A 20,132-nucleotide genomic window follows, 5' to 3' on the forward strand; every position below is an offset into this window, starting at 1 on the left:
CCAAAACGACGCTGCTCTATCCAACAAGGCCGATGGGAGGTTCGAATGGGCGAAGCCGTGGAAGGGAAATACCCGCCGCTCGACGTCATCACCATCGGCCGCGCCTCGGTCGATCTCTATGGCCAGCAGATCGGCTCGCGGCTGGAGGACATCACCTCTTTCGCCAAGTCGGTCGGCGGCTGTCCGGCCAATATTTCCGTCGGCACGGCAAGGCTCGGCTTGCGCTCGGCGCTGCTGACGCGCGTCGGCGACGAGCAGATGGGCCGCTTCATCCGCGAGCAGCTTCGGCGCGAGGGCGTGTCTGTCGACGGCTTGAAGACCGACAAGGAACGGCTGACGGCGCTGGTGCTGCTTTCGGTCGAGAGCGAAGGCGTCTCGCCAATGATCTTCTACCGCTCCGACTGCGCCGACATGGCGCTTGCCGAAGAAGACATCGACGAGGCTTTCATCGCCTCGGCGCGTTCTGTGGTCGTCACCGGCACGCATTTCTCGCGGCCCAATTCCGATGCCGCGCAGCGCAAGGCGATCCGCCTGATGAAGGCCAAGGGCGGCAAGGTCGTGTTCGATATCGATTACCGCCCGAACCTCTGGGGCCTTGCCGGCCATGCCGAAGGCTTCGAGCGCTACGTCAAGTCGGACCGCGTCTCGGCGCAGCTGAAGACCGTGCTGCCGGATTGCGATCTCATCGTCGGCACCGAGGAGGAGATCATGATCGCGTCGGGCGCCGACGATTGCCTGAGCGCGCTGAAGACGATCCGCGCGCTGTCCTCGGCCACCATCGTGCTGAAGCGCGGCGCCAAGGGCTGCATCGTCTATGACGGCCCGATCAGCGACGACCTCGAGGACGGCATCGTCGGCAAGGGTTTCCCGATCGAGATCTACAATGTGCTGGGCGCCGGCGACGCCTTCATGTCCGGCTTCCTGCGCGGCTGGCTGGGCGGCGAGGGTTTTGCGACGGCCGCGACCTGGGCCAATGCCTGCGGCGCCTTCGCCGTGTCGCGCCTGCTCTGCGCGCCGGAATATCCGACCTTCGAGGAGCTGCAGTTCTTTTTGAAGCAGGGCAGCAAGCATCTGGCTCTGCGCAAGGACGAGGCGATCAACCACATCCATTGGGCAACGACGCGGCGGCGCGACATCCCTTCGCTGATGGCTTTGGCCTGCGACCATCGTGTGCAGCTGGAAGACGTTGCCGCCAAGGTCGGCGCCGATGTTTCGCGTATTCCCGACTTCAAGGTGCTGACGGTCAAGGCGGCGGCAAAGGTCGCCGCCGGCCGCGACGGCTACGGCATGTTGATCGACGAGAAATACGGGCGCGACGCCATGTTCGAATTCGCACGCCATCCCTTCGCCTGGCTCGGGTGTCCCGTCGAATTGCCCGGATCGCGGCCGCTGCGCTTCGAGTTCTCGCAGGATATCGGCTCGCAGCTCACCGAATGGCCGGTCGACCATTGCATCAAATGCCTGTGTTTCTATCACCCGGACGATCCAGAGGCGCTGAAGCTGGAGCAGCAGCAGAAGCTGCGCGCGCTGTTCGAGGCGGCGCGGAAAGTCGGCCGCGAATTGCTGGTCGAGATCATCGCCGGCAAGCATGGCAAGCTCGACGACACCACCATTCCGCGCGCGCTGGAGGAGCTCTACGCGCTGGGCATCAAGCCGGACTGGTGGAAACTCGAGCCGCAAGCTTCGGTGGGCGCCTGGGCGAAGATCGAACAGGTGATCGTCAGGAACGATCCCTGGTGCCGCGGTGTCGTGCTGCTCGGGCTCGAAGCGCCTCAGGACGAGCTGGTCGCGGCCTTCGCGGCAACCGCCAACGCGCCGATCGTCAAAGGGTTTGCCGTCGGTCGCACCATCTTCATCAACGCCGCCGAACAATGGCTGGCCGGCAGGATGTCGGATGACGAGGCAATCGCCGACATGGCCGCGCGCTTCGAGCAGCTGACCGAGGCGTGGCTTGCCGCGCGCGGCCGCAAGGCCGCATAAGAAGACCGCTGAAGGATTGCGGAGGAAACACGATGAGCAAAACAATTCGCCTGACGATGGCGCAGGCGCTGACCCGCTTTCTCAGCCGGCAAATGACCGAGATCGACGGCAGACAAGTGCCGATCTTCGGCGGCGTCTGGGCGATCTTCGGCCATGGCAACGTCGCCGGCGTCGGTGAGGCGCTCTATGAGGTGCGCGACGAGCTGCCGACCTTCCGCGCCCATAACGAGCAGGCAATGGCGCATGCGGCGATCGCCTATGGCAAGGCGAATTTCCGCCGCCGCTTCATGGCAGCGACCACCTCGATCGGCCCCGGTGCGCTCAACATGGTGACGGCCGCGGCACTTGCGCATGTAAACCGGTTGCCTGTCCTGTTTTTGCCCGGCGATGTCTTCGCCAACCGCCTGCCCGACCCGGTGCTGCAGCAGGCCGAGGATTTTTCCGACGGTACGGCAACCGTCAATGACTGCTTCCGCCCTGTATCGCGCTATTTCGACCGCATCACGCGTCCGGAGCAGATCATTCCGGCGCTGAACCGCGCCATGCAGGTGCTGACCGATCCGGCCGAATGCGGCCCGGTGACGCTCTCGCTCTGCCAGGACGTGCAGGCCGAGGCCTTTGATTATCCCGAAAGCCTGTTTGCCGAGCGCGTCTGGACGCCGCGCCGGCTGCGCCCCGACCGCAATGAACTGGCCGCCGCCGTCGCGGCGTTGAAGGGGGCGAAAAAGCCTTTGGTGATCGCCGGCGGCGGCGTTCTCTATTCGCAGGCGACCAGCGAGCTGGCCAAGCTGGTGCAGGGCGCCGGCATCCCGGTTTGCGAGACCCAGGGCGGCAAGTCTTCGCTCCCCGACGATCATCCGCTCAACATGGCCGCCGTCGGCGTCACCGGCACCTCAGCCGCCAACCGTCTGGCCGAGGAAGCCGATGTCGTGCTTGCCGTCGGCACCAGGCTGCAGGACTTCACCACCGGCTCCTGGGCGCTGTTCAAGAGTGCCGGCCGCACCATCATCGGGCTGAACACCCAGGTTTTCGACGCCGGCAAGCATTGGGCGTCGCCGCTGGTCGCCGACGCCGCCGAGGGGCTTGCCGAGCTTGCCGCCGGACTGAAAGGCTGGAAGGCGCCTGCCGCCTGGACCGACAATGCATTGAAGGGCAAGACGGAATGGCAGGTCGCCGCCGCCAAGGTAACGGCCTCGACCAACGCGGCCTATCCTTCCGACGCGCAGGTGATCGGCGCCGTGCAGCGGGCGATGGGCTCCGATGTAACGCTGCTGCATGCCGCCGGCGGCCTGCCCGGCGAATTGCACAAGCTCTGGCAGGCCGGCGCGCCGGGCTCCTATCATGCCGAATACGGCTTCTCGACCATGGGCTACGAGATCGCCGGCGGGCTCGGCGTCAAGATGGCAAGGCCTGACCAGGAGGTCGTCGTCATGGTCGGCGACGGCTCCTATCTGATGCTCAATTCCGAGATCGCCACCTCTGTCATGCTTGGCTTGAAGCTCACCATCGTGCTGCTCGACAATCGAGGCTATGGCTGCATCAACCGGCTGCAGATGGCGACCGGCGGCGCCAACTTCAACAATCTCCTGAAGGACTCGCGCCACGAGGTGATGCCTGACGTCGACTTTGCCGCCCATGCGGCGAGCCTCGGTGCCCTCGCCGAGAAGGTGGCCTCGATCGCGGAGCTGGAGACGGCGCTGGCCAAGGCCAAAGACAACGACAGGACCACGGTGCTGGTCATCGACACCGATCCGCTGGTGTCTACCGAGGCCGGCGGCCACTGGTGGGACGTCGCCGTGCCGGAAGTCTCCTCGCGGCCCCAAGTCAACGCCGCGCGCAAGAAATACGAGGAAGCCTTGGGCGGCCGTCAGGGCTGAGCCGGCGTCCGCCTCATAATGAACTGACATCGGAGCGAAGACTTGAAAGCCAAACTGGGCATGTCCCCCATCGCGTGGTGGAATGACGATCTCGTGGAACTGAGCGATGACGTGTCGCTGGAGGAGTGTCTGCGCCAGTCGCGCTCGGCGGGCTTCACCGGCATGGAGATGGGCCGCCGCTTCCCCAACGACCCGAAGGTGATGCTGTCGATCCTGAGAGAGGCCGACGTCACGCTTTGCGGCGGCTGGTTCTCCGGCACGCTGGTCGATGAGGACATGGCCAGGAACAAGGACCGAATCCAGCCGATGATCGACCTGTTCAAGGCGGTCGACGCGCCCTGCATCGTCTATGGCGAGGTCGGCCGCTCCATCCAGGGCGATCGTTCGAAACCCTTGGCCACCAAGCCGAAGCTTACCGGCGACGAGATGAAGGCCTATGGCCGCCGCGTCACCGAATTCGGCGAATGGTGCGCGGACCAGGGCATGCCGCTTTCCTACCACCATCACATGGCGGCGGTGGTCGAGACCGAGCCGGAGCTCGACGCCTTCATGCGCCATTCCGGCGAAGGCATTCCGCTTTTGCTCGATGCCGGCCATCTGGCCTTTGCCGGCGGCGACGTGCTGCGCGCCATCGACAACCACCACAAGCGCATCAACCATGTCCATGTGAAGGACGTGCGCATGGGCCTGATCGACGGGCTCGACCGCTCAAAACAGTCCTTCCTCGATGCCGTGGCGCTCGGCGCCTTCACCGTGCCGGGCGACGGCTCGCTCGATTTCGGCGCCATCGTCCAACGGTTCGCCGATCATGGCTATGAGGGTTGGTTCGTCGTGGAAGCCGAGCAGGATCCGAAGAAGAACCCGCCGCTCAAGATGGCGCAGGTCGGCCACAAGGAGCTGATGCGGGTGATGACGGCCGCCGGCTATACGGTCGAGACGCAGGGTTTTCCGGCCTGAACGGGGGATTCGTCATGAATGATGGATTAGTCGGGACGCTCGGTCTATCTGATGCGCCTTGGGCAAATCCTGGATTGGCGCGATGAAAGACTATGAGCACCCCTTCTTCCGGCCGCTGTGGCGCCGCATCGCCATCGTCGCGGTCTGCCTGGTCTGGTCGGTGATCGAGTTCGCCTCCGGCACGCCGTTCTGGGGCGTCATCGCGCTGGGCTTCGCCGGTTATGCGGTGTGGCAGTTTTTCTACCTCTACAAGCCGGCCGAGGAAGCAAAGCCTCCGGCCGAGCCGAGGGAATGAAGCGGTCGATGGGGTGGAGGGTTCACGGATCGGACAGCGCGCATGGCGCATCGGATGCATTAGCGATTGGCTGAAACATCTTTCGCTTCGTCATCCACGGGCGAAGCAAGGAGCGAAGCGACGCGGCGCAGACCCGAGGATCCATTCCGTGACTTCGAGGCAGCCGCTGCGGTGCAGAATTCTGCTCCGCTGCACTCTTCGACTGAGGGAACGGAATGGATCCTAGGGTCTCCGCGACGGAGCTTCGCTCCTGCTCCGCCCTAGGATGACGAAGTTGAGAGGAACCGGCCAATCTTCACGGTTTTCACGATAGTCCAATGAACGATGAAATCCTGCAAGCAGGCCTGAAAATCGAAGCGTCGAGGAATTAGGAGACAAAAATGTCGAAACTGCTCGTCAAGGCCGACAAGGGCCACGGCCACGTCGCTCATGTCACGCCGCAAAGCGCCGGCTGGACCTATGTCGGTTTCGATCTGCATCGGCTGAAAGCGGGCGAGACGGCGTCCGGCAAGACCGGCGACCGCGAGGTCTGCCTGGTCTTCGTCACCGGCAAAGGCAAGGCGTCGGCCGGCGGCAAGGACCTAGGCCTGCTCGGCGAGCGCATGTCGCCCTTCGAAGGCAAGCCTTGGTCGGTCTATGTGCCGGAAGGCGCTGACTGGTCCGTGACGGCCGATACCGAACTGGAGCTTGCCGTCTGCTCGGCGCCTGGCTTAAGCGGCGGCCTGCCGGTGCGCGTCATCGGACCTGACGATCTCGACCGGGAAGTGCGCGGCAAGGGCACCAACACGCGCTACGTCACCAACATCCTGCCCGAGGGCAAGCCGGCGGATTCGCTGCTGGTGGTCGAGGTGATCACGCCAGGCGGCCACACCTCGAGCTATCCGCCGCACAAGCACGACCAGGACAATCTGCCGGCGGAATCCTATCTCGAGGAGACCTATTACCACCGCCTCAACCCGCCGCAGGGCTTTGCCTTCCAGCGCATCTACACCGATGCCGACCGCAACGGCGTGCGCGAGCTGGACGAAGCGATGGCGATCGAGGACGGCGATGTCGTGCTGGTGCCGAAGGGCTATCACCCCTGCGCGGCCTGCCACGGCTACGACCTCTATTACCTCAATGTCATGGCCGGACCGAAGCGGACGTGGAAATTCCACAACGCGGCCGAGCACGAGTGGCTGATGAAGGCCTGATCGGCACGCCGGCGAAGTCGTTGGTCCAGTCCGGAAAAATCGTCGGCTAAGCACCTAGCGACTGGACTTGCCTTCGAAAACCCACGAAAGCTTCGTCAATCCGTCATGGAAATCACCTATGGCAGCGGTTCCGGTGCATGTCGCCGCAAACGCTCCGGCGTTTTTGGGCCACGACTTGCCAAGACAATGACTTGAAGCGCGTCGCATATTCCTTTCGGGGCGCGCAGCGCGCTTGACGAGGAATGCCCATGCGCTACGCCATCTACTACACTCCGGGACAGGACGAGAAGCTGGCGCGCGTTGCCGCCAACTGGCTGGGCCGCGATCCGTTTGGCGCGGCGACGCGACCGGTCGAGGCCGTGGGCGATCTGTCGGCCGCGGAAGTCGCCTTCCATACCGCCTCCGCCAGGCGCTACGGGTTCCACGCGACGCTGAAGGCGCCGTTCCGGCTGGCGCCGGACGAGACGGAAGCTTCGCTGCGCGCTGCTCTCGACAGTTTCGCCGAAGCCACTCCGCCAGTCGTCATCCCGCGCCTAGTGGTCGGCCAGATCGACGATTTCTTCGCCCTGGTGCCCGAAGCCGCGTTCGCCCCGATCAACGATTTCGCCGGCGAGGTCGTGCGCGCCTTCGACTGCTTCCGTGCGCCATTGACCGAGGCCGAGATCGAGCGCCGCAGCCCAGATTCGCTGAAGCCGGACGAGTTCCGCAACCTCTGCCAATGGGGCTATCCTTACGTCTTCGACACGTTCCGCTTCCACATGACGCTGTCGGGGCGCGTTGGGCCACAGGAAAGCCCGCGTCTTCGCGCAGCGATCGACGGACTGTTCGCCGACGTGCTGCGGCAGCCGGTGCCGGTGGATGCGCTGACATTGTTCGTCGAAAGCGAGCCCGGCGCCCCGTTCATGGTGCTTTCCCACCATGCGCTTGGCCACGGCCCGGCCCGCAAGACCGCCTAGGGCAGTTCAGCGGAAACGCTGAACTGCCCTATCTCTTTGTTTACGCAGTTCCGGGCGGAAAACCGCAAGGCACTTTTCCTGGAATTGCTCTGACTTTTGTTTACGCAATTCCGGGCGGAAAACCGCAAGGCACTTTTCCTGGAATTGCTCTGATTGACCGCTTGAGGTAGGACCGCCTGAGATGACCGCCGAAACCGTTCTCACCAATGCCCGCATCGTGCTGCCGGACGAAATCGTCGAAGGCTCGCTGTTGTTGCGCGACGGCCTGATCGCCGCCGTCGAACCGGGCGCTGCCCGCGCCGGCGAGGACATGGGCGGCGACTACATCATCCCGGGTCTCGTCGAGCTCCACACCGATCACCTCGAAGGCCATTACGCGCCGCGCCCGAAAGTGCGGTGGAACCCGATTGCCGCCGTGCTTGCCCATGACGCCCAGGTGGCGACCGCAGGTATCACCACCGTGCTCGACGCCTTGCGCGTCGGCATGGACGAGGATGCCGACCTGAAGTCCGACGACGTTCGCAAGCTGGCCGACGCGATCGAGGACAGCGTGCGCCAGGATCGGCTCAGGGCCGACCATTTCATCCATCTGCGCTGCGAGGTCTCGGCGCCGGACTGCCTCGAGGCTTTCGCCAATTTCGAGACTGACGACCGGGTGAAACTTGCCTCGCTGATGGACCATGCGCCCGGACAGCGCCAGTTCGTCAACCTCGAGACCTATGCCTACTATTACCAGCGCAAGCTGAAGCTGACGGACCAGGACTTCAAGAAGTTCTGCGAGAAGCGGATGGCCGAATCGGCCCGCAATTCCGGTCCGAACCGCGTCTTCATCTCGGCCGCCTGCCAGGAGCGCGGCATTGTGTTGGCGAGCCACGACGACGCGACCTCCCGCCATGTCGAAGAAGCAATCGAGCAGGGCGTGCGCGTCGCCGAGTTCCCGACGACGGAAGAGGCGGCCAAGGCCTCGAAGGCGGCCGGCCTCGGCGTGCTGATGGGCGCGCCCAACGTCATGCGAGGCGCCTCGCATTCCGGCAATGTCTCGGCGCGCACGCTTGCCGCCGACCGCCTGCTCGACATCCTGTCGTCCGACTACATCCCGTTCAGCCTGATCCAGTCGGCCTTCTTCCTCGGCGATGTCGTCGAGGGCATCTCGCTGCCGCAGGCGGTCGCCATGGTTTCGAAGAACCCGGCCGAAGCCATCGGCCTTGCCGATCGCGGCGTCATCGAGCCGGGCCGCCGCGCCGACCTGGTGCGGGTGCGGGTCGACGACCATGTGCCGGTCGTGCGCACCGTGTGGCGCCAGGGCCGCCGGGTCGCATGATGGTCTCGGCCCTCATCGAGCGCGAGCTGGCCGAAAGCCTGCCGATCCGCAACGGCGTCTTCGTCGCGGTGGTCGGCCCGAGCGGCGCCGGCAAGGATACGATGATCGGCTACGCCAAGCAGCGCTTCGCCGGCGAGACGCGGCTGGAATTCGTGCGCCGCGTCATCACCAGGCCGAGCGACACGGCAAGCGAGGACCACGACACGCTGGCCGATGCCGCCTTCGCGGAAGCGGAGGCCGACGGCGCCTTCTCGCTGTGCTGGGACGCGCACGGCCTTCGCTATGGCCTGCCGGCCGATGTCGACTGGGCCGTGGCGAACGGCCACGTGGCGGTTGCCAACGTGTCGCGCGCGGTCATCCCGGCGCTGCGCGAACGCTACGCCAATCTGGCCGTGGTCGAGATCACCGCGGCGCCGGAGATACTGGCGGAACGGCTGGCGGCGCGCGGCCGCGAATCACGCGGCGAAGTGCTTGCCCGCCTGGCGCGCAGCACGAGCGTCAAGCTGACAGGACCGGACGTCACGTCGATCGACAATGGCGGCGACAAGGAGGTCGCCGGCGAACGCTTTGCCGAAGTGCTGCGCAAGGCGATGGCGTTCTCCGACCTGTCGGACATGATCTAAGATATGCTGATATTCAGGTGAGCCCGGCCTACAAGTAGCGGCTCCCTGCGCTTCCGGTGCTTACGTACTTAAGTACGCTCCGCTCCGGTTCTCGGAAGCCACCACTTTCGGCTCGGCCTGACCTGAATATCAGCGCATCTTGGTGCCGAGCAAGGTCCGTCCTCACTTGTTGAAGTTGGCGATGAACTGCTTGAACTGCGGCGTCGGCGGCCTGGCGAACATCTCCTTCGGCGCGCCGACCGAATCCACGTCGCCCTTGTGCAGGAACATCACCTTGCTCGACACGTCGCGGGCGAAGCCCATTTCATGGGTGACGACCAGCATGGTGCGTCCTTCTTCCGCGAGCGAGCGCATGACGCGCAGCACCTCGCCGACCAGCTCCGGATCGAGCGCGGATGTCGGCTCGTCGAACAGCATCACCTTGGGATTCATCGCCAGCGCGCGGGCGATCGCAGCGCGCTGCTGCTGGCCGCCCGACATATGCGGCGGATAGTAGTTGCGGCGCTCCCAGATGCCGACGCGCTTCAGCAATGCCTCGGCCTGCTCCAGGCACTCCGCGCGCGGCCGCTTCAGCACATGCGTCGGCGCGGCGACGAGGTTTTCCAGCACGGTCATGTGCGACCAGAGATTGAAGCTCTGGAAAACCATGGCGAGGTTGGCGCGGATCCGCTCCACCTGGCGGATGTCGGCCGGCATTTGGTGGCCGTCGCGGCCCCGCTTCATCCGGATGAGCTCGCCATCCACGCGCACTTCGCCGGAATCCGGGGTCTCCAGGAGATTGATACAGCGCAGCATCGTGCTCTTGCCGGACCCCGAGGAGCCGAGGATCGAAATCACATCGCCCTTGTGCGCTTCCAGCGAAATGCCCTTGAGCACCTCGTGATCGCCAAAACACTTGCGCAGGTCCTTGACGCTGATGGCTGCCTTGTCGTCCGGGGACGATGCCGCTTGCGCGGCAGTGGCGACATTTGCCGACATCACAACACCTCCGGAACGGATTTGATTTGCTGGCTCTGCTCGGGCGGGGGACGCAGATGCGGTGAAAGCCGGTATTCGACCCAAGCGAACAGGCGGGCGATCGACAGGTTGAGAAGCAGGTAGATCACCCCGGCGCAGGTCAGCACCTCGATCGGCCGGAACGTGTCGTGCTGGATCTTTTGCGCCGTTCCCATCATCTCCATGATGGTGACCACGGACGCGAGCGCCGTCGCCTTGGTCATGAGGATGATTTCGGTCGAATAGGCCGGCAAGGCCAGCCTGAGCGCGATCGGCAGCGTGACGAGGCGGAAGCGGGTGAAGGCCGACATGCCGAACGCCTTGGCCGCCTCGATCTGGCCGACAGGCACCGCCCGCAGCGCGCCGCGGAAAATCTCGCTCTCATAGGCGGCTGTGTTCAAGGCCATGGCGACGATCGTGCAATACATCGGATCGCGCAGGATCGGCCACAGGATCGGGCTGTGGCGAACGAAATCGAACTGGGAGAGCCCGAAATAGATCAGATAGAGCTGCACCAGCAGCGGCGAGCCGCGGAAGACGAAGACATAGGCGCGGGTGAAATATTCGCCGAACTTGTAGCCGGAAGCCCGCAACCAGGTCAGGCCAGTGGCGATGATGAGGCCGAAGGCGATGCCGAAGAACCAGATCTCGAGCGTCAGCGGCAGCGCCTTCAGCACGCTCCACATGGTCGAAAGGTAGAAGTCGAAATCCACCGCCACCTCTTATTTCGGCCGCGTGAAGCTGCGGGAGGTGTAACGCTCGGCCTTCTCGAAGATCGGCGTCGAGATCGAGGTCATCACCAGATAAAGGATGCCGGCGACCGTGTAGAAAAGCAGCGAATGATGCGTCGAACGCGCGGCCTTGTTCGCGGTGAGCATCAGCTCGGCGACGCCGGTGACCGAGATCAGCGCCGAATCCTTGATGGTCAATTGCCAGACATTGCCCAGCCCAGGCACGGCGAGGCGCAGGACTTGCGGCATGATCACGAGACGAAACCGCAGCCAGGCCGACATGCCATAGGCACGCGCCGCTTCCAGCTCGCCGCGGTGGATCGCCAGGAACGACCCGCGAAAAACCTCCGCCTGATAGGCGCCGGAAATGATGCCGACCGCGAGAACGCCGCCGAGGAAGCTCGGCATGTTCAAGATGTCGGTCGAGCCGATCGATCCGGTGGACCTTGCCACGCCGGTCAGGACCTGCGTGCCGCCATAGTAGAACAGATAGATGATCAGCAGTTCCGGCTCGCCGCGAAACACGGTTGTGTAGCTCTCGCCGATGAACCTCAATCCGCCGCGATGCGAAAGCTTGGCCGCCGCAACCAGCGAGCCCAGCACGGCACCAATCAGCATCGAGACGACGGTGACGGCGAGCGTCCAGCCGATGCCCCAGAGCAGTTGCACGCCCCAGCCGGCGGCCAACAGCTCATAGGCCGTCGACACCTGGTCCTTGAGATCGTTGAGAAACTCCACGTACGGCTCCTGCGGGCGTCGACGGGTTGCCCGCCTTAAAGCGCGTGTCAAAACGGGTTAGGCGACGCGCTTTAAGGCCTTGCCTTGATGCATGTCGTTCTCCCAAAACCGCTGCGCACTTTTGGGCGACATGCAAAGCAAAACGGAAGCAGCCTTGGCTGCTCCCGTTGCGACATTACTTGGTAATGTCGATCTTGAACCACTGCAGGCTGTATTTCGACACCGAGCCGTCGTCGAGAGCCGCCTTGAGCGCCTTGTTGTAAATGTCCTGCAGGTCCTTGTCGGTCTTGCGGAAAGCGGCGCCGATGCCCGGCCCGAGGATCGGGCCACCCTTGAATTGCGGGCCGACGAATTCCAGGTCCTTGGCGTCCGGCTTGGCCAGCGTGCCGAGGAAGTAGGTGGTGTCGGCGAAAGCGACGTCGATGCGGCCCGCCATCAGGTCGAGGTCATGCTCGTCGGTGGTCTTGTATTCATGGACGTTGGCGACGTCCTTGAGATACTTGTCGGCAAACGTCGCCTCGGTGGTCGAAACCTGCAGGCCGACATTCTTGCCGGTGAGCTCCTTTCGCAGCGTGTCGAGCGCCGCCTTGGATTCGGCGTCGTCCTTCGACAGATCGATCATCTTGCCGCTGTTGGACAGCTGCGCCAGCGGACCGTTCTTGTCGGCAAGGAAAGCCACCGGCGAAGAGGCATAGGGGTTCGAGAAGTCGATGGTCTTCATGCGCTCTTCGGTGATCGACATGCCATCCATGACGATGTCGAACTTGCCGGCCGTCAGGCCGGGAATGACGCCGTCCCAGTCCTGCGCCACGATGTTGCATTCCAGCTTCGCGCGGGCGCAGACGTCGTTGAGGATGTCCACCTCGAAGCCGACGATCTTGCCGCTGGCATCCGTCTGGTTCCAGGGGGCGTAGGAGCCCTCCATGGCGACCGTCACGGTCTTCCAGTCCTTGGCCATTGCCGGGGTCGCGCAGGTCAGTGCCAGCGCGGCGAGCGCGATCCAACGTGATGAGGTCACGGTAATTTCTCCCATATTCTGTTCTTGGAATCCTCAGATGCCAATTGCTTAGCCCAGCCCCAATTCTGCGACAAGGGCAGTTTTCCGGTTCACGCGTTGTTGCAATCCGCCCCGCGAACCCGGGCCTGCCCGGTGGGGTTTCCCCGCGAGCATCGATCCAATCAGGACCGTGAATGTTGAAGCGAGGCTACTCCGCCGGCGCGCCCGCAACGTTTTGGCGCGTCGCTTCGATCATGCGGCGGCGGGCGCGGAAGACGCCCCATTGCTGGTCGACCAGCACGCCGATCAGGATCACGCCGCCCATCACGGCGAAATTGAGCGAGGAGGGAATGCCGAGCAGGTTGACGAGGTTCTGCAACTCCTGCAGCAGCACGGTGCCGAGGATGACGCCGACCAGCGAGCCTTCGCCGCCACGCAGCGAGAAGCCGCCGAGCACCGCCGCGGCGATGGCATAGAGCTCGTAGAACTGGCCGTGACTCGCCGGCGAGATCGAGCGCGTGTACATGGCGAAATAGATCGCCGACAGCGCCGTCAGCACGCCGCAGATGACATAGGCCGCTATGATCACCCGACCGGTACGGATGCCCGAGTATTTGGCTGCTTCCTCGTTCTTGCCGATGGCGTAGAGATAGCGGCCGAACACCGAGCGGTGCAGCACCACCCACATGACGATGGCGATGACGATCAGCGCGATGAAGGAGTTGGGCAGGCCATAGGAGCGACCCGCGGTCAGGAATTCGAGCGTCGGGAAATTCTGCCCGAAGGCGAAGCCCGCCGTGCCGTCGGCGGTGTAGAAGCGCGCCACGCCGCGGTAGATGAGCAGGCCGCACAGCGTCACCACGAAGGGCTGCAGTTTGAGCCGCGTGATCAGCCAGCCATGCACGAAGCCGATGATGGCGCCAAGCACGAGGATCAGCACGAAGGCCAGCGGCCAGTTCACCTCGCGCACCGCGATGAAGTCGATGAACAGCGTGCCGAGCAGGGCGACCAGCGAGCCGACCGACAATTCGATGCCGCCGGTGATGATGACGAAGGCCTGGCCGATCGACAGGATGCCGAACAGCGCCACCAGATTGGAGGTGTTGGCGAGGTTGATCGCCGACAGGAAGCGCGGGTTGATGGCCGTCACCACCGCGCCGACCACCAGGATCAGGATCAGCAGGCCGAGATCTTTCTTGCTCATTGCGCTCCTCCCGCCGCTTGCAGCAATTTCGGCTTCTTGCCGACCGCCAGCAAGAGCACGTTCTCCTGGCTGAAATCGTCCTTGTCGAGGATGCCGGAGATCTGCCCCTCATGCATGACCGCGATACGGTCCGACACGCCGATCACCTCTTCCATGTCGCTGGAGATCATCAGCACGGCCACACCGGCATCGGCCAGTGCCCGCATCAGCCCGTAGATCTCGGCCTTGGCGCCGATGTCGATGCCGCGCGTCGGCTCGTCCAGGATCATCACCTTCGGGTTCATCGCCAACCATTTGGCCAGAACCACCTTCTGCTGGTTGCCGCCTGACAGGGTGCCGGTGCGGGTCAGGACCGACGGCGCCTTGATGCCGAGGTTTTTCTTCTGCTTTTCGGCCGTGGCGAGTTCAGCGCTGGCGGACACCAGCGAGCGCCTGGCATGCGCAGGCAGATTGGGCAGCGAGATGTTCTGGGCGATCGACAGGTCGAGCAATATGCCGGTCAGCTTGCGGTCCTCCGGCACCAGGAAGATGCCGTTCGCCACCGCGTCCGCCGCCGAGCCTACATCGAGCGGCTTGCCGTCGAGCGCGACACTGCCTGCCAACCGCTCGTCGATGCCGAACAGCACGCGCGCCAGCTCCGTGCGGCCGGAGCCGACCAGGCCCGCGAGGCCGAGGATCTCGCCGTGTCTCAATTCCAGGCTGACAGGCCGGTCGGGATAGGTGCTGGTGCGGATCGCGTCCGCCGACAGGGCCACGCTGCCCGGCGCGCGGGCGGCTTCGCCGGCCTTCTCGCGCTCCTTCAGCATGCGGCCGATCATCAGCCTGACCATCTCGTCGTGATTGATCTGGTCCTTCGCCAGCGTGCCGGCCAGCGTGCCGTCGCGCAGCACCACGACACGGTCGGCGACGCGCTCGATCTCGTGCAGCCGGTGCGAGATGAAGATGACGCTGATGCCTTCCGCCTTCAGGCCCTTGATGACGTCGAGCAGCTTTTCGGTCTCGGCGATCGGCAGGCTGGAGGTCGGCTCGTCGAGGATGACCAGGCGCGCCTTGATCGACAGCGCCTTGGCGATCTCGACCATCTGCTGCTGGGCGAGCGACAGCGAAGCCACCGGCGCGTCGGCCGAGAAATTGGCGCCGACCCGCTTCAGGAGCGGCGCCACCATCTCGCGCAGTTTCGCACGGTCGACCAGCTTCAGCGGCCCGGCGCGCAGCGGCTCGCGGCCGAAGAAGATGTTGGCGGCGACGTCGAGGTTTTCGAAGAGGTTGAGTTCCTGATGCACGAAGGCGATACCGGAGCCGATGCTCTGCTCGACGGTCAATCCGTCATGCGCCGCGCCATCGACGGCAACGGTGCCGCTGTCCGGCCGCGTCACGCCCCCGAGGATTTTCATCAGCGTCGATTTGCCGGCGCCGTTTTCGCCGACGAGGCCGATGACCTCGCCGGGCCGAACCTCCATCGAAAACCTGTCCAGCGCCACAACACCCGGATAGGTCTTGCGCACGGCCTCCAGGCCCAGGAACGGAGCAGCGATCGGTTGAGTGGTGTCGGTAGAGGTCATCACGCCATAGTTTACCGCACGGGGCAGCAGCCGGTGGGCCACAGACTGACGGGCCTTGGCAGGTCCGTCAATACGAACGCCGGCTCAAGGTGGACCCTCGAGCCGGCGCAACTGTCTTGGGCTTACTTGCCCGACATCGCCTTGAGGTTGGCGGCGTAGGTGTCCACGTCATCCTTGCCGATGATCTTGGTCGGGATGATGATCAGGTTACCGGCCGGGATGCCCGACTTGTCGCCCTTGAGGTAGGCGGCCATCAGCTTCATGCCCTGATAGGCCCATTCGAACGGCTGCTGCACCACGGTCGCGGCGACGGTACCTTCCTTGACGCCGCCCAGCGTGATCGGATCGTCGTCGAAGCCGACGACGGTGATCTGGCCGAGCTTGCCGGCATCGCGCAGCGCTTCGTAGATGCGCGGCGTGTTGTAGGAGTAGAAGCCGACCATGCAGGTGATGTCGGGGCTGGCGACCAGCGCGTCCTCGACATTCTTCTTGGCCCGCGCCTGGTCGATGTCGTCGCCGCGCACGTCGACCAGCTCGATCTTGCTGCCGGCGAGCCCGTCCTTCATGCCCTGGATGCGCTCCTTGGCGTTGTCGGCGCCGAGCAGGCCGACGAAGCCGAGGCACTTGCCGCCGTTCGGCATCGCCTTCTTGGCGATCTCGGCCGCCTGCTTGCCGGCGTCGACGTTGGACGAGCCGATATAGGCGACGCGCTTGGTCTGCGGCGCGTCCGAATCGGTGGTGAACAGCGCCGTTTCCGACGCGATCTTGTTCAGCCCGTCGGTCGAGGTCTTGGGATCGACGGCCGAGACCATGATGCCCTTGACGCCTGCCGTCACCAGATCGTCCATCAGCCGCTGCTGGATGGCGACCGAGGACTGTTCCGGATATTTGAGCTCGAGATTGTAGTCGGGCAGTTCGCCCTGCGCTTTCTTCACGCCGGCTTCCGCCGCCTTCCAGAAGTCTGACGCACCATTGACGACGAAGGCCAGCGTCGGCTTGTCGTCGGCGCGCACGCTGGCGCTTACCGACAGGCCGACAAGCAGGGCCGCCGCGGCGACAGATGCGTTACGGATCATGGATTTCATAGTTCAACCTCCCTTGTAGAACTTGCCTTGTAGAACTCTTCGCTGATGTCTCGGCTGCGGCGCGGATAACCCTCCTCCTCGAGGGTGTGGCGCAAAGGTCCGCCGACTTAAGAACGGTGCCGATCCGCCCGCGGTCGAGACACTAGACACTCATGCGGCATTCGTAAATAGTCCGATTTGTCTGACATTTTCGTGAGAATGGATGCAACCCCGAGCCGGCGATGCCGCCGGGTTTCGAGCGAGTATCCCTCGCACCTGCCGGCACCGAACGGAAGCCCGGACGGTTACGACGAGTTGACAGTAGAACGCTAACGGCTATTAGTAAAGAGTATTAGTTATGAGGCCGTGAGGCGAGCTTTCGACGCGGAGGAGACGCTGGTCGAAAGGCGCGCCGGGAGTGAGGAGAGCGAGCGCCACAACGCTTGAAGCCGGGCGGAAAATAGGGGAATCGTCAGCATTGCTGACCTTGTCTGACGGTTTCGTCGCGAAGCGGCGCGGCCGGCGATTTGCCTGTTGCGTTTGCGAATATGTATTAGTCTGGCGCAATCTCGATAAACACACCGGCCTCGACCATCTTGCCGTTGCCGTCGGCCTTTGCTTTAGAGCCGGCTGGGTTTGGGAAACGACCATGAGCGAACCGACGGAACTGAGCGATCCCCCCGGAGCTTCCAGGCGCCGCAAGCCGGCCGCCAAGCCCAAGGGGCGCGTCACCATGACCGACATTGCGCGCGCCGCCGGCTGCTCGCAGGCGACGGTGTCGTTCGTGCTCAACAATTCGCCGGGCATCAGGCTGTCGCAGCAGACACGCGACCGGGTGATCGACGCAGCCCGAGCGCTGGGCTATTCGCCGCCGGTCTTTTCAGCGCTGCGGCCGCCCGTGACGCCGTTCGAAGGCCTCGACGGCGTCATCGGCTTCGCGGTCGACCAGCTCGCCACCAGCCCCGAGGCGGTGGTCGCCATCGAGGGCGCCCGGCAAGCCTCCTGGAACGCCGGCAATGTGCTTCTGGTGGCGCAGACCATGGGCGACGCGGTGATGGAGCCGCGCGCGATTTCAGCACTGACGAGGCGCGGCATCTCGGCGCTGATCTACATGACCATCTTCACCCGCGAGATCGCCGCGCCGGATTTCCTCTACAGCCTCGACATCCCGGTGATCCTGCTCAACTGCTACACCGCCGACTATGCCTTCCCGGCCGTGGTTCCCTCCGAGATCGCCGGCGGCCAGAGCGCGACAAGGCACCTGATCGCCCACGGCCATCGCCGCATCGCCACCATCACCGGCGAGCCTTGGATGCAAGCCGCGCAGGATCGACTGAAAGGTTATCGCCGCGCTTTAGCCACCGCCGACATCCCGTTCGATCCCGAGTTGATGGTCGAGGGCGACTGGTCGGCCAGCGCCGGCTATGCCGCGACGGTCAAGCTTCTCGGGCTCAAGGAGCGACCGACCGCCATATTCTGCCAGAACGACCGCACCGCGATCGGCTGCTACGAAGCGCTGAAGGAAGCGGGCCTGCATATCCCGCAGGACATTTCGGTGGTCGGCTATGACGACGAGGAGATCGCCCGGCACCTCTTCCCGCCGCTGACCACCTCCATCCTGCCACATCTGGCGATGGGCCAATGGGCGATCGAGCAGTTGGAAACGCCACCAACGCCCGGCCGCGGCCGCTATCCCATCACCAAGCTCGAATGCCCGCTGGTGGAGCGGGAGAGCGTGGCCAGCGTGAAGGAATAGGTACCCCAGATCACCACTTCAAAGCGGGTACGTATTGACATTGTATTGACAGTCGCTAGATATCTGATCCTGACATAGGAGGATTTCGATGGCGCATTCCAGCCATGTCGGCAGCAATCGCGACGAAGCGCGCAAGGACGACGTGATTCAGATCCGCGCCTCGGCGGGGATGAAGGCTATTCTCAACCGCGCCGCGAGTTTGCGCGGGCAGAAGCTGTCGGAGTTCATGCTGGACAGTGCCCGCAGGCAGGCCGAGGAGACGATTCTCGACCAGCGCGCCTTCTTTCTCGATACGGACGCACATGAGAAATTTCTCAACCTGCTTGATGCTCCGAGCAAACCGTCGGAGGAGCTTCGCGCGCGTATGACGCGTAAGCCGGCCTGGGAGCGCTGATGTCCGCTGGCCGGCCGCAAGGATGGCGAGTCCGCGCTCCGGAACGGCTGACCATTAGCCACGACGTATCTGAATTTCACAATGGCAAGCATTCATCTCTCGATGACTGGCTGCGAAACCGCGCCTTGGTTGCCGAAGGACTGTCCGCCCGAACCTATGTCGTCTGTGACGCGGGCACTAAAAGTCGCGTCGTCGGTTATTATGCGATCTCGACGGCGATGGAAGAACGGATCGCGCTGCCAAGCGCAAAGCTTCGGCGAGGCATGCCCGAGCAAGTGCCCCTGCTGCTGATCGGTCGCCTTGCGGTTGATCAGACGTTCCAGGGAATGGGACTCGGAGGCGACCTGTTTTCCGACGCGCTTAGGCGATGTCTCGCTGTCTCGGATATCGCCGGAGTTCGTGCCGTGGTGGCGCATGCGATCGATGATGCAGCAATGGGTTTCTATCAACGGCATGGCTTCATCGCGTCTCTGCTTGGCGAGCGGATCATGCTGCTGCCAATCGAAACCGCTCAGGCGTTATTCTCGAACGTTTGAGCCTGATCCCATAGGCCAGGCGAGCGTGAGATCGCCCACATAAACACCTGTGTGCACCACGCTATCCTTGCTTCGATTACGATCGCTCTGCGTCTTGGCAGCAATCCCGCCGAGGTTTAGCTTGGGCTCATATGGGAGGCTCCAATGACATCCAACTTCACGGTCCATGCCGCATCCGGTTATGAGCAACTCATGGGACGCTGGAGCCGCAGGCTCGCGCCCAAGTTCATCGACTTCGCGGGTCTGGCCGCCGGCGAAAAAATCCTCGATGTCGGCTGCGGCACCGGCAGCCTGACCTTCGAATTGGCAAAATCGGCCGATCTTGCCGAGATCCAGGCCATCGACTTTTCGCCCGTCTTCGTCGACGCGGCCAGACAGCGCAACAGCGATCCGCGCGTCACCATCAGTCAGGCCGACGCCACGGCGCTGCCATTCGCCGATAACACCTTCGACCGCGCGCTGGCGTTGCTGGTGCTGCATTTCGTGCCGGAGGCCGGCAAAGCGGTGGCCGAGATGCGCCGCGTCGTGCGGCCGGGCGGCGTGGTCGCGGCCGTGGTCTGGGATCACTACGGCGGCATGACCGGCATGCGCATGACGATCGACACAATGGCGGCGCTCAGTGAAAGCGGGCGCCAGATGCGCAGCCGCTATTGCTTCCAGCCGATGATGCAGCCGGGCGAGATGAAGCGCACCTTTGTCGAGCAGGGGCTGGCCGATGTCACCGAGGCCGAATTGACGATCCGCATGGACTACGCGGATTTCAACGACCTCTGGGCGCCGATCGGCGCCGGCGAAGGCCCGCTCGGCAAATACATGACCACATTGGACGCGGCCGAGCAGAAGCGCGTCGAGGCCGCCGTGAGCGATGCCTATCAGGCCGGCCGGCCCGACGGGCCGCGATCCTTCGCCAATGTCGCCTGGGCCTGCCGCGGCATCGTGCCCTGAAAGTCAC

At 64.1% G+C, this 20,132-nt stretch carries 19 protein-coding genes; 12 read left to right on the forward strand and 7 right to left on the reverse strand.

Annotation, left to right across the window (positions count from 1 at the left end; translation table 11 throughout):
* The first annotated feature begins 45 nt into the window (after window positions 1–45).
* From iolC to phnN, 8 genes are all read left to right on the forward strand, one after another.
* Entirely contained in the window at window positions 46–1,980 is a 1,935-nt protein-coding gene (gene iolC, locus FJ957_RS19735; protein WP_140834279.1) for a 5-dehydro-2-deoxygluconokinase, read from the forward strand.
* A gap of 32 nt (window positions 1,981–2,012) precedes the next feature.
* Entirely contained in the window at window positions 2,013–3,857 is a 1,845-nt protein-coding gene (gene iolD / locus FJ957_RS19740; RefSeq protein ID WP_140834281.1) for a 3D-(3,5/4)-trihydroxycyclohexane-1,2-dione acylhydrolase (decyclizing), read from the forward strand.
* Window positions 3,858–3,899: 42 nt separating this feature from the next.
* On the forward strand, window positions 3,900–4,814 hold the full coding sequence (gene iolE, locus FJ957_RS19745; RefSeq protein WP_140834283.1) for a myo-inosose-2 dehydratase: 915 nt from the start codon (window positions 3,900–3,902) through the stop codon (window positions 4,812–4,814).
* A gap of 82 nt (window positions 4,815–4,896) precedes the next feature.
* Window positions 4,897–5,109 (forward strand): DUF3329 domain-containing protein, encoded by a 213-nt coding sequence (locus FJ957_RS19750; RefSeq protein ID WP_140834285.1) that lies wholly within the window; start codon window positions 4,897–4,899, stop codon window positions 5,107–5,109.
* A gap of 380 nt (window positions 5,110–5,489) precedes the next feature.
* On the forward strand, window positions 5,490–6,302 hold the full coding sequence (gene iolB / locus FJ957_RS19755; RefSeq protein ID WP_140834287.1) for a 5-deoxy-glucuronate isomerase: 813 nt from the start codon (window positions 5,490–5,492) through the stop codon (window positions 6,300–6,302).
* Window positions 6,303–6,550: 248 nt separating this feature from the next.
* Window positions 6,551–7,258: a DUF1045 domain-containing protein gene (locus FJ957_RS19760; protein WP_140834289.1), complete on the forward strand. Its 708-nt coding sequence runs from the start codon at window positions 6,551–6,553 to the stop codon at window positions 7,256–7,258.
* A 181-nt stretch (window positions 7,259–7,439) separates the two neighbouring features.
* Window positions 7,440–8,579, forward strand: coding sequence for an alpha-D-ribose 1-methylphosphonate 5-triphosphate diphosphatase (locus FJ957_RS19770; RefSeq protein WP_140834293.1), 1,140 nt, complete (start codon window positions 7,440–7,442; stop codon window positions 8,577–8,579).
* Window positions 8,576–9,202, forward strand: coding sequence for a phosphonate metabolism protein/1,5-bisphosphokinase (PRPP-forming) PhnN (gene phnN / locus FJ957_RS19775; RefSeq protein ID WP_181180632.1), 627 nt, complete (start codon window positions 8,576–8,578; stop codon window positions 9,200–9,202). Before FJ957_RS19770 ends, phnN begins: the two co-directional genes overlap by 4 nt.
* 162 nt (window positions 9,203–9,364) lie before the next feature.
* Here the strand turns inward: phnN and FJ957_RS19780 are convergent, their stop codons facing one another.
* The 7 genes from FJ957_RS19780 to FJ957_RS19810 form a co-directional block, all read right to left on the reverse strand.
* The gene (locus tag FJ957_RS19780) at window positions 9,365–10,180 is read right to left on the reverse strand and encodes an ATP-binding cassette domain-containing protein (RefSeq protein ID WP_140834294.1); all 816 of its coding nucleotides are present in this window, start codon (window positions 10,178–10,180) and stop codon (window positions 9,365–9,367) included.
* Window positions 10,180–10,911, reverse strand: a complete 732-nt coding sequence (locus FJ957_RS19785) for an ABC transporter permease (protein ID WP_246674295.1) — start codon at window positions 10,909–10,911, stop codon at window positions 10,180–10,182. The genes FJ957_RS19780 and FJ957_RS19785 overlap by 1 nt, the downstream gene beginning before the upstream one ends.
* A gap of 9 nt (window positions 10,912–10,920) precedes the next feature.
* Window positions 10,921–11,667, reverse strand: coding sequence for an ABC transporter permease subunit (locus FJ957_RS19790; protein ID WP_246685896.1), 747 nt, complete (start codon window positions 11,665–11,667; stop codon window positions 10,921–10,923).
* A gap of 175 nt (window positions 11,668–11,842) precedes the next feature.
* The gene (locus FJ957_RS19795) at window positions 11,843–12,685 is read right to left on the reverse strand and encodes a transporter substrate-binding domain-containing protein (protein WP_246685897.1); all 843 of its coding nucleotides are present in this window, start codon (window positions 12,683–12,685) and stop codon (window positions 11,843–11,845) included.
* Between the two features lie 187 nt (window positions 12,686–12,872).
* Window positions 12,873–13,868, reverse strand: coding sequence for an ABC transporter permease (locus FJ957_RS19800; RefSeq protein WP_140834298.1), 996 nt, complete (start codon window positions 13,866–13,868; stop codon window positions 12,873–12,875).
* Window positions 13,865–15,430, reverse strand: coding sequence for a sugar ABC transporter ATP-binding protein (locus FJ957_RS19805; RefSeq protein ID WP_140834300.1), 1,566 nt, complete (start codon window positions 15,428–15,430; stop codon window positions 13,865–13,867). The genes FJ957_RS19800 and FJ957_RS19805 overlap by 4 nt, the downstream gene beginning before the upstream one ends.
* Window positions 15,431–15,552: 122 nt before the next feature.
* Window positions 15,553–16,515 (reverse strand): sugar-binding protein, encoded by a 963-nt coding sequence (locus FJ957_RS19810; RefSeq protein WP_140834301.1) that lies wholly within the window; start codon window positions 16,513–16,515, stop codon window positions 15,553–15,555.
* A 628-nt stretch (window positions 16,516–17,143) separates the two neighbouring features.
* Here FJ957_RS19810 and FJ957_RS19815 point away from each other — a divergent pair.
* The 4 genes from FJ957_RS19815 to FJ957_RS19830 all read left to right on the forward strand — a co-directional run bounded on the left by FJ957_RS19815 (window position 17,144) and on the right by FJ957_RS19830 (window position 20,125).
* Complete coding sequence (locus FJ957_RS19815) at window positions 17,144–18,250, forward strand: LacI family DNA-binding transcriptional regulator (RefSeq protein WP_181180633.1); 1,107 nt, start codon at window positions 17,144–17,146, stop codon at window positions 18,248–18,250.
* Between the two features lie 88 nt (window positions 18,251–18,338).
* Complete coding sequence (locus FJ957_RS19820) at window positions 18,339–18,644, forward strand: DUF1778 domain-containing protein (RefSeq protein ID WP_140834303.1); 306 nt, start codon at window positions 18,339–18,341, stop codon at window positions 18,642–18,644.
* The gene (locus tag FJ957_RS19825) at window positions 18,644–19,180 is read left to right on the forward strand and encodes a GNAT family N-acetyltransferase (RefSeq protein WP_140834305.1); all 537 of its coding nucleotides are present in this window, start codon (window positions 18,644–18,646) and stop codon (window positions 19,178–19,180) included. The genes FJ957_RS19820 and FJ957_RS19825 overlap by 1 nt, the downstream gene beginning before the upstream one ends.
* A 144-nt stretch (window positions 19,181–19,324) precedes the next feature.
* Window positions 19,325–20,125, forward strand: coding sequence for a class I SAM-dependent methyltransferase (locus FJ957_RS19830; protein WP_140834307.1), 801 nt, complete (start codon window positions 19,325–19,327; stop codon window positions 20,123–20,125).
* Window positions 20,126–20,132: the final 7 nt, after the last annotated feature.

Origin of the sequence: Mesorhizobium sp. B2-4-6 (assembly GCF_006442775.1) — a bacterium.
Taxonomy (GTDB): Bacteria; Pseudomonadota; Alphaproteobacteria; order Rhizobiales; family Rhizobiaceae; genus Mesorhizobium.

Bases quoted from the DNA above. Each gene is read 5' to 3' on its own strand.
- iolC (WP_140834279.1), top strand. From the start codon at position 46: ATGGGCGAAGCCGTGGAAGGGAAATACCCGCCGCTCGACGTCATCACC.
- iolD (WP_140834281.1), top strand. From the start codon at position 2,013: ATGAGCAAAACAATTCGCCTGACGATGGCGCAGGCGCTGACCCGCTTT.
- FJ957_RS19750 (WP_140834285.1), top strand. From the start codon at position 4,897: ATGAAAGACTATGAGCACCCCTTCTTCCGGCCGCTGTGGCGCCGCATC.
- iolB (WP_140834287.1), top strand. From the start codon at position 5,490: ATGTCGAAACTGCTCGTCAAGGCCGACAAGGGCCACGGCCACGTCGCT.
- FJ957_RS19760 (WP_140834289.1), top strand. From the start codon at position 6,551: ATGCGCTACGCCATCTACTACACTCCGGGACAGGACGAGAAGCTGGCG.
- FJ957_RS19770 (WP_140834293.1), top strand. From the start codon at position 7,440: ATGACCGCCGAAACCGTTCTCACCAATGCCCGCATCGTGCTGCCGGAC.
- phnN (WP_181180632.1), top strand. From the start codon at position 8,576: ATGATGGTCTCGGCCCTCATCGAGCGCGAGCTGGCCGAAAGCCTGCCG.
- FJ957_RS19780 (WP_140834294.1), bottom strand. From the start codon at position 10,180: ATGTCGGCAAATGTCGCCACTGCCGCGCAAGCGGCATCGTCCCCGGAC.
- FJ957_RS19800 (WP_140834298.1), bottom strand. From the start codon at position 13,868: ATGAGCAAGAAAGATCTCGGCCTGCTGATCCTGATCCTGGTGGTCGGC.
- FJ957_RS19805 (WP_140834300.1), bottom strand. From the start codon at position 15,430: ATGACCTCTACCGACACCACTCAACCGATCGCTGCTCCGTTCCTGGGC.
- FJ957_RS19810 (WP_140834301.1), bottom strand. From the start codon at position 16,515: ATGAAATCCATGATCCGTAACGCATCTGTCGCCGCGGCGGCCCTGCTT.
- FJ957_RS19815 (WP_181180633.1), top strand. From the start codon at position 17,144: ATGAGCGAACCGACGGAACTGAGCGATCCCCCCGGAGCTTCCAGGCGC.
- FJ957_RS19820 (WP_140834303.1), top strand. From the start codon at position 18,339: ATGGCGCATTCCAGCCATGTCGGCAGCAATCGCGACGAAGCGCGCAAG.
- FJ957_RS19825 (WP_140834305.1), top strand. From the start codon at position 18,644: ATGTCCGCTGGCCGGCCGCAAGGATGGCGAGTCCGCGCTCCGGAACGG.
- FJ957_RS19830 (WP_140834307.1), top strand. From the start codon at position 19,325: ATGACATCCAACTTCACGGTCCATGCCGCATCCGGTTATGAGCAACTC.